The sequence below is a fragment of the Streptomyces sp. NBC_00252 genome (assembly GCF_036187565.1).
In the GTDB taxonomy this organism is placed as follows: Bacteria; Actinomycetota; Actinomycetes; order Streptomycetales; family Streptomycetaceae; genus Streptomyces.
In genome coordinates this window covers 2,567,667-2,582,471 of sequence record NZ_CP108087.1, presented here as the reverse complement: position 1 = coordinate 2,582,471, position 14,805 = coordinate 2,567,667, and the positions used below count along the sequence as shown (strand labels likewise).

14 protein-coding genes are annotated in these 14,805 nt (G+C 71.9%); 4 read left to right on the top strand and 10 right to left on the bottom strand.

Features of this window, described 5'->3' with window-relative positions:
* Positions 1–156 precede the first annotated feature (156 nt).
* Positions 157–819, bottom strand: a complete 663-nt coding sequence (locus OHT77_RS11185; protein ID WP_030605794.1) for a response regulator transcription factor — start codon at positions 817–819, stop codon at positions 157–159.
* 237 nt (positions 820–1,056) lie between these two features.
* Positions 1,057–1,683 carry a DUF3000 domain-containing protein gene (locus OHT77_RS11180; RefSeq protein WP_328828088.1) on the bottom strand — a complete coding sequence of 209 codons (627 nt, stop codon included), beginning with the start codon at positions 1,681–1,683 and terminating at the stop codon, positions 1,057–1,059.
* Between the two features lie 146 nt (positions 1,684–1,829).
* Between OHT77_RS11180 and hemE the strand changes: the two genes are divergently transcribed.
* Entirely contained in the window at positions 1,830–2,897 is a 1,068-nt protein-coding gene (gene hemE, locus OHT77_RS11175; RefSeq protein ID WP_328828087.1) for a uroporphyrinogen decarboxylase, read from the top strand.
* 6 nt (positions 2,898–2,903) lie between these two features.
* Here hemE and OHT77_RS11170 read toward each other — a convergent pair whose 3' ends face one another.
* On the bottom strand, positions 2,904–3,728 hold the full coding sequence (locus tag OHT77_RS11170; protein ID WP_328828086.1) for a rhomboid family intramembrane serine protease: 825 nt from the start codon (positions 3,726–3,728) through the stop codon (positions 2,904–2,906).
* Positions 3,729–3,853: 125 nt separating this feature from the next.
* On the opposite strand from OHT77_RS11170, the gene OHT77_RS11165 reads away from it, so the two are divergent.
* Entirely contained in the window at positions 3,854–4,177 is a 324-nt protein-coding gene (locus tag OHT77_RS11165) for a hypothetical protein (RefSeq protein WP_328828085.1), read from the top strand.
* Positions 4,178–4,182: 5 nt separating this feature from the next.
* Here the strand turns inward: OHT77_RS11165 and OHT77_RS11160 are convergent, their stop codons facing one another.
* Together OHT77_RS11160 and OHT77_RS11155 are read right to left on the bottom strand one after the other, a co-directional pair.
* Positions 4,183–5,583: an FAD-dependent oxidoreductase gene (locus OHT77_RS11160; protein ID WP_328828084.1), complete on the bottom strand. Its 1,401-nt coding sequence runs from the start codon at positions 5,581–5,583 to the stop codon at positions 4,183–4,185.
* A 27-nt stretch (positions 5,584–5,610) separates the two neighbouring features.
* A complete protein-coding gene (locus OHT77_RS11155) occupies positions 5,611–6,552 on the bottom strand; it encodes a DUF4349 domain-containing protein (RefSeq protein WP_328828083.1) in 942 nt (313 codons plus the stop codon).
* Between the two features lie 162 nt (positions 6,553–6,714).
* On the opposite strand from OHT77_RS11155, the gene hemG reads away from it, so the two are divergent.
* Entirely contained in the window at positions 6,715–8,145 is a 1,431-nt protein-coding gene (hemG, locus tag OHT77_RS11150; RefSeq protein ID WP_328828082.1) for a protoporphyrinogen oxidase, read from the top strand.
* A gap of 4 nt (positions 8,146–8,149) precedes the next feature.
* Positions 8,150–8,881, top strand: coding sequence for a hydrogen peroxide-dependent heme synthase (gene hemQ, locus OHT77_RS11145; protein WP_328828081.1), 732 nt, complete (start codon positions 8,150–8,152; stop codon positions 8,879–8,881).
* Between the two features lie 79 nt (positions 8,882–8,960).
* Here the strand turns inward: hemQ and OHT77_RS11140 are convergent, their stop codons facing one another.
* From OHT77_RS11140 to OHT77_RS11120, 5 genes are all read right to left on the bottom strand, one after another.
* Positions 8,961–10,562 (bottom strand): alpha/beta hydrolase, encoded by a 1,602-nt coding sequence (locus tag OHT77_RS11140; RefSeq protein WP_328828080.1) that lies wholly within the window; start codon positions 10,560–10,562, stop codon positions 8,961–8,963.
* A 134-nt stretch (positions 10,563–10,696) separates the two neighbouring features.
* Entirely contained in the window at positions 10,697–11,473 is a 777-nt protein-coding gene (locus OHT77_RS11135; protein WP_328828078.1) for a TIGR04222 domain-containing membrane protein, read from the bottom strand.
* 117 nt (positions 11,474–11,590) lie between these two features.
* Positions 11,591–12,361, bottom strand: a complete 771-nt coding sequence (locus tag OHT77_RS11130) for a DUF4142 domain-containing protein (RefSeq protein ID WP_328828077.1) — start codon at positions 12,359–12,361, stop codon at positions 11,591–11,593.
* A gap of 114 nt (positions 12,362–12,475) precedes the next feature.
* Positions 12,476–13,858: a DUF692 domain-containing protein gene (locus OHT77_RS11125; RefSeq protein WP_328828076.1), complete on the bottom strand. Its 1,383-nt coding sequence runs from the start codon at positions 13,856–13,858 to the stop codon at positions 12,476–12,478.
* A gap of 140 nt (positions 13,859–13,998) precedes the next feature.
* Positions 13,999–14,787 (bottom strand): DUF4142 domain-containing protein, encoded by a 789-nt coding sequence (locus OHT77_RS11120; RefSeq protein ID WP_328828074.1) that lies wholly within the window; start codon positions 14,785–14,787, stop codon positions 13,999–14,001.
* Between the last annotated feature and the right edge of the window lie 18 nt (positions 14,788–14,805).

The window sequence follows — 14,805 nt, the reverse complement described above, 5'->3', positions numbered from 1 at the left end:
ATCCGTGTATGGACAACGCCCGCCGACGGAACGTTCCGTCGACGGGCGTCTGGGGGTCGTAAACCAGTCAGGTAAGTGAAAGATCCGGTTCACGGCTCGAAGGGGGAGCGGGAAGGGGAGCGGAAGGGGAAGCGGGGACGGGGTCGCGGGACAGGGTCAGTGGATGATTCCGGTGCGCAGCGCCACCGCCACCATGCCGGCGCGGTCGCCCGTGCCGAGCTTGCGGGCGATGCGGGCGAGGTGGCTCTTGACGGTCAGTGCGGACAGGCCCATGGAGACGCCGATGGCCTTGTTGGACTGGCCCTCCGCGACCAGGCGCAGGACCTCGACCTCTCGGCCGGACAGTTCGCGGTAGCCACCCGGGTGGCTCGGGGAACCCGGGGGGCGGCGGTGCATACGGGCGGCGGCGGAGCCGATGGGGGCGGCGCCGGGCCGGGTGGGGAGCCCGACGTTGGTGCGGGTGCCGGTGACGACGTAGCCCTTGACGCCGCCCGCGAGGGCGTTGCGCACGGCACCGATGTCGTCGGCGGCGGACAGGGCCAGGCCGTTCGGCCAGCCTGCGGCTCTGGTCTCGGAGAGCAGGGTGAGACCGGAGCCGTCGGGGAGGTGGACGTCAGCGACACAGATGTCGCGGGGGTTGCCGATGCGGGGACGAGCCTCCGCGACGGACGAGGCCTCGATGACGTCGCGCACACCGAGCGCCCACAAGTGGCGGGTGACGGTGGAGCGGACGCGCGGGTCGGCCACGACCACCATGGCGGTCGGCTTGTTCGGGCGGTAGGCGACCAGGCTTGCGGGCTGCTCGAGGAGAACGGACACCAGGCCTCCTGGGGTGTGGGACGACTTTCAAGGTCACAGTCGTCTTCGGCACCAAACCCCAGGTCCTTTAGAGAAAGATCACGATTTAGTGAGTAGCAATCAGTGCAATTCGGACACGCTGTCGATCGTTCGGTGCACGAAACGGCTCGTTCGATGGGCCACTCCTGATTGAAAGTGGCCGTATCGACAAAGACACCGGAAGTGATCGGTAAGACCTCGGTGTGCCTCGGGTAAGTCTCAGCGTGACTGCGGGCCCCTGCGCTGCGGCAGCGTGACGATGGACGCGTCGCCCGGGCCCGCCGGGGGCAGGCCCGCGACCTGGGCCAGCAGATCGCACCAGGAGGCGAGATGCGCCGCCGTGTCCGGCACGCCGCCGAGCCCCTCGCGCGGAGTCCACGAGGCGCGGATCTCGATCTGCGAGGCGGACGGCCGCTCGGACAGCCCGCCGAAGTAGTGGGAGCTGGCCCGGGTGACGGTGCCGCTCGGCTCTCCGTACGTCAGTCCGCGCGCCTGGAGCGCACCCGTCAGCCAGGACCAGCACACGTCGGGCAGCAGCGGGTCCGCCGCCATCTCCGCCTCCAGCTCGGCGCGCACCAGCGTCACCAGCCGGAACGTGCCGTGCCAGGCGTCGTGCCCGGCCGGGTCGTGCAGCAGCACCAGCCGGCCGTCGGCCAGGTCCTGGTCGCCGTCGACGACCGCGGCCTCCAGCGCGTACGCGTACGGCGCGAGCCGCTGGGGAGCGGGCGTCGGATCGATCTCGATCTGCGGCCTCAGCCGGCTGTTCCGCAGGGCCTTGACCGCGGCCTGGAAAGCCGGCGGCGCCCCGCCGCCCCCATCCCGGTCCCCCTCCTTGGAGTCGTCCATCCCGTCAGCGCCATCCGACAATCGTCCCTGAGCCGCAGCCATGCGGGAAGATTAAGGGGAACGGAGGCATCGTGCGGGACTAGACACCCGCTCTTCCGCTCAGCACACCGTGTAATCGCCTTCTGGCGCCGTGCGAGACTTGCCCCGTGAGTGCCAACCAGAGCCCCGCGGGCCAGCAGCAGACCGCCACTTACGACTCCGCCTTCATGAAGGCGTGCAGGCGTGAGCCCGTACCGCACACGCCCGTGTGGTTCATGCGGCAGGCCGGGCGCTCGCTGCCGGAGTACCACAAGGCGCGCACGGGCATCCCCATGCTGGAGTCCTGCACGCGGCCCGAGCTGGTCGCCGAGATCACCCTCCAGCCGGTGCGCAGGCACAAGGTGGACGCGGCGGTCTACTTCAGCGACATCGTCGTCCCGCTCAAGGCCATCGGCATCGACCTCGACATCAAGCCCGGTGTCGGCCCGGTCGTGGCGAACCCGATCCGCACCCGCGCCGACCTGGCCCAGCTCCGCGACCTCACCCCCGAGGACGTCTCCTACGTCACGGAGGCCATCGGCCTGCTGACCGCCGAGCTCGGCTCCACCCCCCTCATCGGCTTCGCCGGCGCCCCGTTCACCCTCGCGAGCTACCTCATCGAGGGCGGCCCGTCCCGCACGTACGAGAACGCCAAGGCGATCATGTACGGCGACCCCGAGCTCTGGACCGACCTCCTCGACCGCCTCGCCGACATCACGTCCGCGTTCCTCAAGGTCCAGATCGAGGCGGGCGCCAGCGCCGTCCAGGTCTTCGACTCCTGGGCCGGCGCCCTCGCCCCGGCCGATTACCGCCGCTCGGTCCTCCCCGCCTCCTCGAAGGTCTTCCAGGCCGTCGAGGGCTACGGCGTCCCGCGCATCCACTTCGGCGTCGGCACCGGCGAGCTGCTCGGCCTGATGGGTGAGGCCGGCGCGGACGTCGTCGGCGTCGACTGGCGCGTCCCGCTGGACGAGGCCGCCCGCCGCGTCGGCCCCGGCAAGGCGCTCCAGGGCAATCTCGACCCGACCGTCCTGTTCGCCTCCACGGAGGCCGTCGAGACCAAGACCCGCGAGGTCCTGGACGCGGCGAAGGGCCTGGAGGGCCACATCTTCAACCTCGGGCACGGCGTGATGCCGAACACCGACCCGGACTCCCTCACCCGGCTCGTCGAGTACGTCCACACGCAGACGGCCCGCTGAGCCCGCTCACCACGTGTGCCGGGGCCGCGCCCGCCTGCCGAACAGCAGGCCGCGCGGTTCCGGCGGCGGGGGAGTGCCCGCCTTGAGCGGCCAGGCCAGCAGCATGCCCGCCAGGAAGCCGACCACATGCGCCGCGTACGCCACGGTGCCCGCGTCGGAGACGCCCTCGCCGGCCGAGTAGAACGCCTGGAGCACGAACCAGAAGCCCAGCACCAGCCAGGCCGGCAGGCGCAGCGGCAGGAAGAACAGGAACGGCACCAGGACCCACACCCTGGCCTTCGCGTACAGCACCAGATACGCGCCCAGGACACCGGCGATCGCCCCTGAGGCGCCGATCAGCGGGTCCCCGGAGTCGGCGTTGAGCAGCGCGAAGCCGTAGCCCGCCGCGTAGCCGCACACCACGTAGAAGAGCGTGAAGCGGATGTGGCCCATGCGGTCCTCGACGTTGTTGCCGAAGATCATCAGGAACAGCATGTTGCCCAGCAGGTGGATCCAGCTGCCGTGCAGGAACATCGCGGTGAACACGCTCAGCGGGGCCGACTTGTCGTAGGTCGGCGGTCCCGCCGCGCAGCTCGCTCCGCCGGGGCCCGCCTGGACGCCGCCGGTCGGGACGAGCTGCGGCATTTGGTGGTGGATCAACTCCCGCGGCACGGCCGCGTAGTGATCCAGGAACGCCTGCAGATGACACAGCTGCGAAAGGTCGCTGCCGCCCGCCACGGAGCCCGCCATTCCGGGCGTGAACAGGAAGACGAGCACATTCGCGGCGACGAGCGCATACGTCACCCAAGGGGTGCGGCGCACCGGGTTCACGTCATGGACGGGGATGACCACATGAAATTACTGCCCCCGATCCGCGCGGCGAACCGGTGAACACCGCCGTCCGCCAGTGCGTATGACTCCTCAACCGCCCGCGGCGCGGGGAAGGCGGGTCGCGGGGACGACGTGAGGAACAGGCGATGAACGACCGAATTTCTCCGCAGCTGACAGCCACGCCCGACGGCGAGGCCGAGATCTCCCTGGTGGTGCGCCTCCCCTGGGAGGACGTCGCCCGGCTGGGTCAGGAGGCGGGCCGCCTCGCCGCCCAGATGCAGCGGCCCGTGACCCTGGACGAGGCGGTGAGCAACCGGCTGCGCTCCAACGCCCTGGGCGCCCACGCCAAGCCGGCCGGGGCTCAGCCCGCCGCCATGGTCCCGCCGAGCGCGTCCGTCTCGTCCCTGCCCGCCAGGCCGCCGGCCGAGCAGGCACGGCAGGCGATAGACCGCATCAACGGCTCGGCGTAAACGCTTTACCGCATACCCGCCTGGACCTTCGCGGTCGCCTTTCTGGCCGCCACCAGGACCGGGTCCCACACCGGGGAGAACGGCGGCGCGTACCCCAGGTCCAGGGCCGTCATCTGTTCCACCGTCATACGGGCCGTGAGGGCGACCGCCGCGATGTCGACACGCTTCGCGGCGCCCTCCCGGCCGACGATCTGCACGCCCAGAAGACGGCCGGTACGGCGTTCGGCGAGCATCTTCACCGTCATGAGCGAGGCCTCCGGGTAGTAGCCCGCGCGGCTGGTCGACTCGATGGTCACCGCCTCGAACTGCAGGCCCGCGCGGTGGGCGTCCTTCTCGCGCAGCCCGGTACGCGCGATCTCCAGATCGCACACCTTGCTCACGGCCGTACCGACCACCCCGGGGAAGGTGGCGTAACCGCCGCCCACATTGGTGCCGATGACCTGCCCGTGCTTGTTGGCGTGCGTCCCCAGGGCGATGTGCCGCTCCTGCCCGGAGACCAGGTCGAGCACCTCGACGCAGTCGCCCCCGGCCCAGATGTTCTCGTGCCCGCGCACCCGCATCGCCAGGTCGGTGAGCAGCCCGCCATGCTGTCCGAGCGGCAGCCCCGCGGCCATCGCCAGCGTCGTCTCCGGGCGGACGCCGATCCCCAGGACCACCACGTCCGCCGGGTACTCCGCGTCCTCCGTGACCACGGCCCGCACCCGCCCGTCGTCCCCCGTGCGCAGGGCGGTGACCCGGGCGTCGTTGACCATGGTGATGCCCAGACCCTCCATCGCCTTGTGCACCAGCCGCCCCATGTCCGGGTCGAGTGTGGACATCGGTTCCGTGCCCCGGTTGACGACGGTCACCTCATACCCGCGGTTGACGAACGCCTCCGCCATCTCGACCCCGATGTACCCGGCACCGACCACCACCGCACGACGTCCACGCGTGCGTGCCAGCGAGTCGAGCAGCGCCTGCCCGTCGTCGAGCGTCTGCACCCCGTGCACCCCGGGCGCGTCCACCCCGGGCAGCTCCGGCCGGATCGGCCGCGCCCCGGTCCCGATCACGAGCTTGTCGTACGACGTCCAGGACTCCTCCCCGGAATCGACGTCACGCGCGCGTACCCGCCCGCCCGCGACGTCGAGCTCGACGACCTCGGTGCGCATGCGCAGGTCGATGTCGCGCTCGCGATGCTCCTCCGGGGTGCGGGCGATCAGCTCCTCCGGGGCGGCCACGTCACCGCCCACCCAGTAGGGGATGCCGCAGGCCGAGTACGACGTGAAGTGGCCCCGCTCGAAGGCCACGATCTCCAGCTCGTCCGGCCCTTTCAGACGGCGGGCCTGCGACGCCGCGGACATGCCCGCGGCGTCACCGCCGATGACGACCAGTCGTTCCCGGGTACCCCTCGCACGGCTCATGCTCATGCGAACACGCTACGGGGACCGATCATTTCAGTCCTGCCCGCCCTGCTCCGGCAGAGCGCCCGCCCCGGTGGCCGCCGGCACCGTCCCCGCCCGGCGCGGCCGCACGAGACGCAGCCACACGAAGAGCGCCAGTGCCGCCACGGCCGCGAACGGCAGCACCGCGCCGAGGGACAGGGCGATCCACCGCAGCATCGTCACGAAGACATGCCAGCCGCCCGCGACCGCGTCCACGAAACCGGGCCCGTCGTCCTTCGCGGCGGCCTTCGCGACCGGGGTCTGCGACAGGGACAGCGTGATGGTCGCCAGGCTGGTGCGGTCCTTCAGGGAGGCCTGTTGGGCGAGCAGCGCCTCCAGGTCGGACTCGCGGGTGCTCAACTCGCCCTCCAGCTCCACCACATCGCTCAACTTGGTGGCCCGGTCCATCAGCTCACGCACGCGTGCCACGCTGGCCCGCTGCGAGGCGATGCGGCTCTCCACGTCCACGACCTGATCGGTGACGTCCTGCGCCTTCGCGGTCCGCTGCAGCAGCTTGCCCGCACCCTCCAGGTCGGCGAGGACCTCGTCGTACTTGTCGCTGGGCACCCGCAGCACGACCTGCGTGCGCTCGTGCCCCTGCCCGTCGCGGGTGGTGGACTCGTTGCCGACGAACCCGCCCGCGTTCTCCGTGGTGGTACGGGCCTCGTCGAGCGCCTTCGGTACGTCCTTGACGCGCACCGACAGCGAGGCGGTACGGATGATGCTGCTCGCGGTGAGCTTGGGCACCGCCTTGGTGTTCCTGGCGTTGCCGCTGCCCGCCGCGCCCTCCTGCCGGGCGGTGTCCGGAGCGGCGGCCTTGGCGTCTCCGCCGGCATCACTCGCGCTGGACGTCTTGTCGCTCGCGCCGCCGCTGCACCCGGCCAGCGCGAGCGAGGAGGCCAGCAGGAGCGCGGCAAGAGCCTGGAGGGGCCGTACGGAGTGTCGTGTGCGCATGTGTCGCTACCCCCGGGGGTTCGTCGTGACGACTGACGCACCTTCGACGCCGGGACCGGGCGGGACGTTGGCGGGAAACGGTCCCGATGCGGTCACGGTCGGGACTCGCGCCGGACACCGGCCCGGAGTCGGACTGTCAGTGGGGTCTGAGAGGCTGGGGGCATGCGCGAAGTGGAGACTCGTACGGGCACAGGGCATGTCGTCGTCATCGGCGCCGGGATCGGCGGGCTGGCCGCCGCACACCGGCTGCTGGACAGGGGCGTGCGCGTGACCGTCGTCGAGGCGTCGGACCGGGTCGGCGGCAAGCTGCTGCCGGGTGAGATCGCGGGCGCCCGCGTGGACCTCGGCGCCGAGTCGATGCTGGCCCGCCGCCCCGAGGCCGTCGCCCTGGCCCGCGAGGTGGGCCTCACCGACCACCTCCGGACGCCCTCCACAGCCACCGCGTCGATCTGGACCAGGGGTGCCCTGCGCCCCATGCCCAAGGGCCATGTCATGGGCGTCCCCGGCACCGCCTCCGCGCTCTCCGGAGTCCTCTCGGACGAGGGCCTGCACCGCATCGAGCGCGACGCCGACCTGCCCCGCACGGAGGTCGGCGACGACGTCGCGGTCGGCGAGTACGTGGCGGCACGCCTCGGCCGCGAGGTCGTCGACCGCCTGGTCGAACCCCTCCTGGGCGGGGTCTACGCAGGCGACGCGTACCGCATCTCGATGCGCTCGGCCGTCCCGCAGCTGTACCAGGCGGCGAAGACCCACGACTCCCTCACCGAGGCCGTCCGGGGCATCCAGGAGCGCGCCGCCGCCGCACAGCAGACCGGCCCGGTCTTCATGGGCATCCAGGGCGGAGTGGGCCGACTCCCGCTCGCCGTGGCGGAGTCGGCCCGGGCGCGGGGCGCCGAGATCCTCACCGGGACCCCGGTGACGGAGCTGCGCCGCAGCGGCACATCGGGCTGGCGGGTCGTCGCCGGAGACCGCGTCCTGGATGCCGACGGCGTGATCGTCGCCGTTCCCGCCCCGGTGGCCGCCGAGCTGCTGCGCCCCGAAGCACCGGGCGCGGCAACCGAGTTGGCGGCCGTCGAGTACGCGTCGATGGCCCTCGTCACCCTCGCCTACCGGCGCGCGGACATCGAACTCCCCGAAGGCAGCGGCTTCTTGGTGCCCCCGGTCGACGGCCGCACCATCAAGGCGTCCACGTTCGCCTCCCAGAAGTGGGGCTGGATCGCCGACGAGAACCCGGACGTGGTCGTCCTGCGCACCTCGGTCGGCCGGTACGGCGAGACGGCGATCCTGGAGCGCGACGACACCGGCCTGGTGGACGTCTCGCGTCACGACCTGCGCGAGGCGACCGGCCTGGACGCCACCCCCCTGGAGACCCGCGTCACCCGCTGGACCGACGGCCTGCCCCAGTACCCGGTGGGCCACCACGCGCGCGTGGCCCGCGTCCGCGAACACGTGGCCAAGCTGCCCGGCCTCGCCGTCTGCGGTGCCGTGTACGACGGTGTGGGCATCCCGGCCACCATCGCGAGCGCGCACGCGGCCGTGGAGCGGCTGACCGGTGACCCGGTGCCGAGCGCCTCCGGCGGAGCGGGAGAATAGCCCCATGAGCGACGACGCCCCCACCACCGACCCCGGCCGTGTCCCGAACAAGGGCAAGCTGGCCAAGGACCTCAACGAGGCCATCCGCTACACCCTGTGGTCCGTCTTCAAGCTGAAGGATGTGCTGCCCGAGGACCGCGCCGGTTACGCCGACGAGGTCCAGGAGCTGTTCGACCAGCTCGCCGCGAAGGACGTGACCGTCCGCGGCACGTACGACGTCTCGGGCCTGCGTGCCGACGCCGACCTCATGATCTGGTGGCACGCCGAGACCGCCGACCAGCTGCAGGAGGCGTACAACCTCTTCCGCCGCACGAAGCTCGGCCGAGCCCTGGAGCCGGTCTGGTCGAACATGGCGCTGCACCGCCCCGCCGAGTTCAACCGCTCGCACATCCCGGCCTTCCTGGCCGACGAGACCCCGCGCAACTACGTCAGCGTGTACCCGTTCGTGCGCTCCTACGACTGGTACCTGCTCCCCGACGAGGACCGCCGCCGTATGCTCGCCGACCACGGCAAGATGGCCCGCGGCTACCCGGACGTCCGCGCCAACACGGTCGCCTCCTTCTCCCTCGGCGACTACGAATGGCTCCTGGCCTTCGAGGCCGACGAGCTCTACCGCATCGTCGACCTCATGCGCCACCTCCGAGCCTCCGAGGCCCGCATGCACGTCCGAGAAGAGGTCCCCTTCTACACCGGCCGCCGCAAGGACATCGGTGAGTTGGTAGCCGGCCTGGCGTAAGGCGCCTCAAAGGGGCGCGGGGCTGTGTCGGCATGCGGCTCCGCCGCGTGGGCGCGACCAGCCCCCACCGGCCGGCAGACTACTTACGACCTGCCCGCGCGGGACTCGGCTTCGGCTCCTGATGCGGCGCGCAAGCGGCGCGCCGCTCAGGCAACCGCCCCTCCAACAGGTACGCGTCCAGGTACCCGTTGACGCACTTGTTGGATCCACCGGCAATCCCATGCGTCCCGGCATCCAGCTCGGTCACCAACACCGAGCCCGACAACCGCCGTTGCAACTCCAACGCCCCGTCATACGGCGTAGCCGCATCCCGCTCGGCAGCCATGATCAGCACCGGCGGCAACTCACGCGGACCCGTGCGCACATCCAAAGGCTGCTGACGCGGCGCGGGCCAGTACGCGCACGGCAGATTCATCCACACGTTGTCCCACGTCTCGAACGGCGCCACCCGAGCGAGCCGAGTGTTGTCCCGGTCCCAGGTCCGCCAATCGGTGGGCCAGGCCGCGTCGTTGCACTCGACGGCCGTGTACACCGCGTTCCCGTTCTCCGCCTCGACGGCCGCCCCGGGCGTGGGCCCGGCCTGCTGGATCAACTGCTTGGGGTCACCCTTCAGATACGCCGACAGGGCCGCCGCGCTGTGCGGCCAGTAGTCGTCGTAGTACCCGGCGGACAGGATCGCGCCCTGCAACTGCGCGGGCCCCACCTTCCCGCCCGCGGGCTTCTCGGCGAGCCGCGCCTCGGCCTTGCGGTAGTTGGCGAGGACCTCGTCCGCCGTGTCGCCGAGGCCGTAGACGTCGTCGTGCTTGGCGATCCACTCCCGGAAGTCCGTCCAGCGGCCCTCGAACGCGGCCGACTGGTCGAGGTTGTTGCGGTACCAGATCTGCTCGGGGTCCGGGTTCACCGCCGAGTCGAACACCATCCGCCGTACGTGCGTGGGGAACATCGTCGCGTACACCGCCCCGAAGTACGTCCCGTAGGACGCGCCCATGAACGTCAGCCGGTCCTCGCCGAGCGCGGCGCGCAGGACGTCCAGGTCGCGGGCGTTGTTGAGGGAGGTGTAGAAGCGGAGCTTGCTGCCGGAGCGCTTTGCGCAGCCGCGGGCGTAGGCCTTGGCCTCCGCGATGCGTTCCTTCTTGTACGACTCGGAGGGGTAAGTGGGCGACTGCGAGGGCGCCTTGAAGAAGTGCTTGGGGTCCTCGCAGGACAGCGGCGCCGACTTGTCGACGCCGCGCGGGGCGTAGCCGACGAGGTCGTAGGCCGACGCGATGCGCTTCCACTCGGGGAGCATGCCGATCAGCGGGAAGTAGAGGCCGGAGGCGCCGGGGCCGCCCGGGTTGTAGACCAGGGAGCCCTGGCGGGGGACTCTTCGCTTGCTGTTGTGCGGGTCCTTGTGGGTGGCGTGGGCGCGGCTGACGGTCAGCTTGATCTGCGTGCCGTCGGGGTGCGCGTAGTCGAGCGGGACGGAGACCGTGCCGCACTCCATGGTGCCGGGCAGGTCCTGCGCGTCCGGGCACTTGCCGAAGGTGATGCCCTTCGCCCGGGCGTGCGCGGCGGCCAGCGCGGTGCCGGTGGACTCGGCTGCCCGGACGCCGGGAACGGCCGTGGTGCCGGTGGCCGGGGCGGCGGCGAGGGTGGTCAGGAGCAAGGACCCGGCGGCCGAGTACAGGGCGGCGGCTCGCATGGTGGCGTATCCCTTCGGAGCACGGCAGCAACAAAGGGGATGTTTCGTTCGCTTCCAGGCGAAGGCAAGCACCGTCGGGCGGTGTCGGCCCCAATGACCCCCGTGCGCCCCCGGGGAGCGCCCTCACGAGGTGGTCAGCGGCGCCGCTCGTACTGCTCGCGGTGTGCGAACGCCGCCCGCAGATCCGGCTCGCCGACCGCGCGGATGCCGCGTACGGCCACCGACGTCAGATACGTACGGTCGTCACCGCTGCCCGCGTGCCGCGCGAGCGTGCCCAGCAGCCGCTGACCGGCCGGGGAGGCCCAGCGCGAGTACGGGTGCACCTCGACCCGCGCGATGGCCAGACAGCTCAGCGTGAGCGCGAGCGGCAGCGCGAACCAGAGCGCGACCAGGCCCCGCGGCATCTCCGCCCCCGGCGTCAGCAGCGCGGTCGCGCCCAGCCCGAGCACGACGAGCGCGGCGGCGCGCACCTGCCGGACCCCGGACGCGACAGTGGTCGTACTCCCGTCCGGTACGGCGAGACCCGCGTCGACGAGCCGGACCGCGAGGTCGCGCACCGCGTCCGTGGCCGCCGCGGTGGCCCGCACCGGGCCGATCCTGGACTGCCCCTCGGGACCGATCGCGCCTATCACCGACCGCTCGATGGCGTCCCGGCCGCGCGGGTCGACGACGGTCGCCCAGCCGGTGTGCGCGAGCAGCAGCCGGTGCTGCCGCGCCATGGAGACGAGCGTCAGATCGGCGACCCGCGCGGGACCGCCGGACAGGAACGCCGCCTCGTAGAGCGTCAGATCATGTCCCGTGCCCGTGTCGTCCGCGTCGACGGCCGCCGCTCTGACGGCGGCCAGGCACAGCCGCGTGCACGCCGTGCCGGCGACGGCCCAGGCCAGGAGCAGGAGAAGGACCCAGAACATGCCACGTTTCTATGCCAAGGGCCCAGCGCGACGCCATGCCTTGTTCACAATCCGGACAGAGCGTTGTCGGCATGTGACGTTCCGGTTGTCCGGAAACCACCCACGGCCGAAACAGGTCTACGGCTGTGCCGACGCCCGCGGGCTGGAGGCGGCCGGCGGGAGCGTGTAGGTCGGCGAGACCGACGGGGCCAGCGGGACGACCTGGCCGGGGTCGGCCGCGGCGGAGACGCTGGGCGCGGGCGAGCTCGACGCCGCCATGTCCCGGGCCAGCTGGGCGAAGTCGACGTCGCCGGTGGCCTCCAGGACCTTGATGTGGTCCAGGACGGTCGTGTTCGCGTCGTCGGCGAGCGAGCGGACCAGGGAGTTCTGCGTGGTGGCCCGGACCTGCGCGACCACCGTGAAGACCCGGCCGTGCGCGAGGCGCAGGATGTTGGCGAACTTGCGGTCGAAGTCCACCCCCTGCGCCGCGTTGAGCGTGGCGAGCCACTGCTGTTGCTGCGCGTTGGGCTGGTTGGGCAGCGGCACCCCGAGCTGCGAGGCGACGTCCCGCACCCGCTCGTCGAGGAACGTGTGACCGTCGATGAGATGCTGCCCCGCCGTCCGTACGGCCGCGGTCGTGCCCTTTTCTTCCGCCTGCTGCCCGGCGGGCAGCTCCCACAGCCCGGCCAGCCGGACCTTCGTGACGAAGTCCCGGTCCAGGGCGGACAGCGGCCCGTACCGCGTCGTCACGGTCTGGTCGCTGAGCACGCTGGCACCGGCCGTGCCGGACCGGTCGGCGTAGGACCAGACCGGGAAGATCAGCGCGGCCAGGGTCGCGGTCAGGCCGATGACGATGATGCCGGTGCCACTGAAGATGCCTCGGCCTTGTGCGGGGGGGCGCGGTCGCATGGGGTGCCTCCTGTCACGGCACCGCACGTGAGTGCGCTTCTCGTGCGGGACCACAACATTACTGTGGGGTCACTGTCACCTCCCAAGGCCCCACGTCAGCCCCGCTCCGCCCCCTCAGCGGCCCAGCAGCACCCGCCGGGTCGCGCGGGCGAGCCGCACCGCGGGCCGCCTCGACCGGGGGACGGGACCCGAGCGCTCCAGCCACCACTCCCGCAACTCCCGCCGCGCCTCGGCGTCCTCGGGCCCGCCCGACAGCAGCAGCTGCCCGGCGAAGTCCAGCGCGTCACGGCGGTAGCCGCCGGTCATCGGGTGCGAGTGCGCGTACGCGAGGAACGCCGGGCGGTACGACTCCCCGAGGATCTCCGGCAGTTCGGGGGCGACCTTCGCCACGACGTCCGCACGCTTCACCCCGAGCGCCCGCGCCTGCACCCCGAGCCGTACACGGTCGAAGCCGTCGGGGACAGGAGTGCCGGCGACCAGGGCGGAGAGGAGGGTGGTCTCGGCCAGGGCGAGGCGCTGGCGGGCGGGGTCGGTGTCCGGGGCCGGGGCGGGCCGCGTGGTCCGGGGTGCGGATGCCGTCTCCGGCGCCCCTGCGGCCCGTAGCGCCTCCGTCTCTGTCCTGGCCTTTGTCCTTGCGCGCAGCGAGGCCGCCCCGCTCGTCGTCCCCCGCGCCCACCCCTTGGTCAGCGCCCCCTGAATCGCCTCCAACTCCCGCTCCAGCTCGGCCGGTTCGGGGAAGTTGTCGTCCCGCTCCAGCAGCACCCCCGGCGGGGAGACGCGGGAAGCCAGGTCGGTCAGGATGTCGAGGACCGTCGCGGGCACGGGATGGGCATGGGTGTCGTGCCACACGCCGTCGCGCTCGATGCCGCCCGCGACATGGACGTAGGCGATGGCCTCGACGGGGAGTTCGGCGAGGGCCTTGGCCGGGTCCTCGCCGCGGTTGACGTGGTTGGTGTGCAGGTTGGCGACGTCGATGAGGAGGCGTACGCCGGTGCGGTCGGCCAGGTCGTACAGGAACTGGCCCTCGGTCATCTCCTCGCCCGGCCAGGCGAGCAGCGCGGCGATGTTCTCGACGGCGAGGGGTACGGGCAGCGCGGCCTGGGCGATGCGGATGTTCTCGCAGAGCACGTCGAGGGCGTCCCGGGTGCGCGGCACGGGCAGCAGGTGGCCGGCTTCCAGGAGCGGGGAGGCGGTCAGCGGGCCGCCCGCGCGGACGAACGCGATGTGCTCGGTGACCAGGGGCGCGCCCAGCGCCTCGGCCCGCTCGGCGAGCGCCGTCAGCCGGGACTCGTCCGGGCGGTCGGCGCCGCCGAGGCCGAGGGAGACGCCGTGCGGGATCACGGTCACGCCGCGTTCGCGCAGCCGTAGGAGGGAGTCGGGGAGGTGGCCGGGGCAGACGTTCTCGGCCACGGCCTCGACCCAGTCGATGCCCGGCATGCGTTCCACGGCGTCCGCGATCTCCGGCCGCCAGCCGATGCCCGTCCCCAGTCGCTCCATCGTCCGTCCCCGTCCTCCAGGAAATCCATGAACTCCTCATGGCCGCTGTTCCGGCGTGACGGGGGTATCGCCGGAACAGCGGCCCCCGAACCCCGGCCGCGTCACCTTCAGAGCAACATTTGAGGTTCGGGAGCTGTCTCCTACCCCAGGATGCCGTTCGAGTCGACCGGATCCGGTCGCCCGGTGTTCACCGTGCCCGGTGCCGCCGGGGACGGCCGTGAGGTGGCGCCGATGTCGCCGCTCGCCTCGGCGGCCGGGGCGGAGGGCACGGGCACGCCGGGCGCCGGTGCGGCGGGGCCGGTCGGGCTGGCGGTGGAGGCGTTCGCGATCTCGTTGGCGATGGCGTCGAAGTCGACCCGGCCGGTCTTCTCCAGCATCGTGATGTGGTCGAGCACGGTCTGGTTGGCGTCCGAGGCGAGCTGCCGTACGAGCGTGTTGCGGGTGGTGTTCCGGACGGCGCCGATGGCCGGGAAGATCTTGCCGTGCGCGGCCCGCAGCAGGTTGGCGAACTTGTACTCGTAATCGGCGCCGGTCGCGGCGCTCATCTCCCGCAGCCAGCCCTGCTGTTGTTCGTTCGGGACGTTCGGCAGCGCGACATTGAGCTGGGCCGCGATGATCCGCACCCGCTTGTCGAGGTCGGTGTGGCCGACGATGAGATGGTCACCGGCCTCCTTGATCGCCTGGGTCGGCGCCCGCTCGATCGCCTGCTGGCCCGCGGGCAGCTCCCACAGCCCGGCCAGCCGCACCCGCACGATCAGGTCCCGGTCGGCGGCTGTCAGCGGGCCCCACTCGGTGTTCACGGTGCCCGCCGCCACGTTCGCCTGCCCGGTGCCCGCGCGGTCGGAGTACGACCACACGGGAAAGGCGAGCGCACCGGTGGTGGCGACGATGGCCGTGATGAGCACAGCCGTACCGTTGATACGACGCAAGGGAGCCTCCCGGGGAAA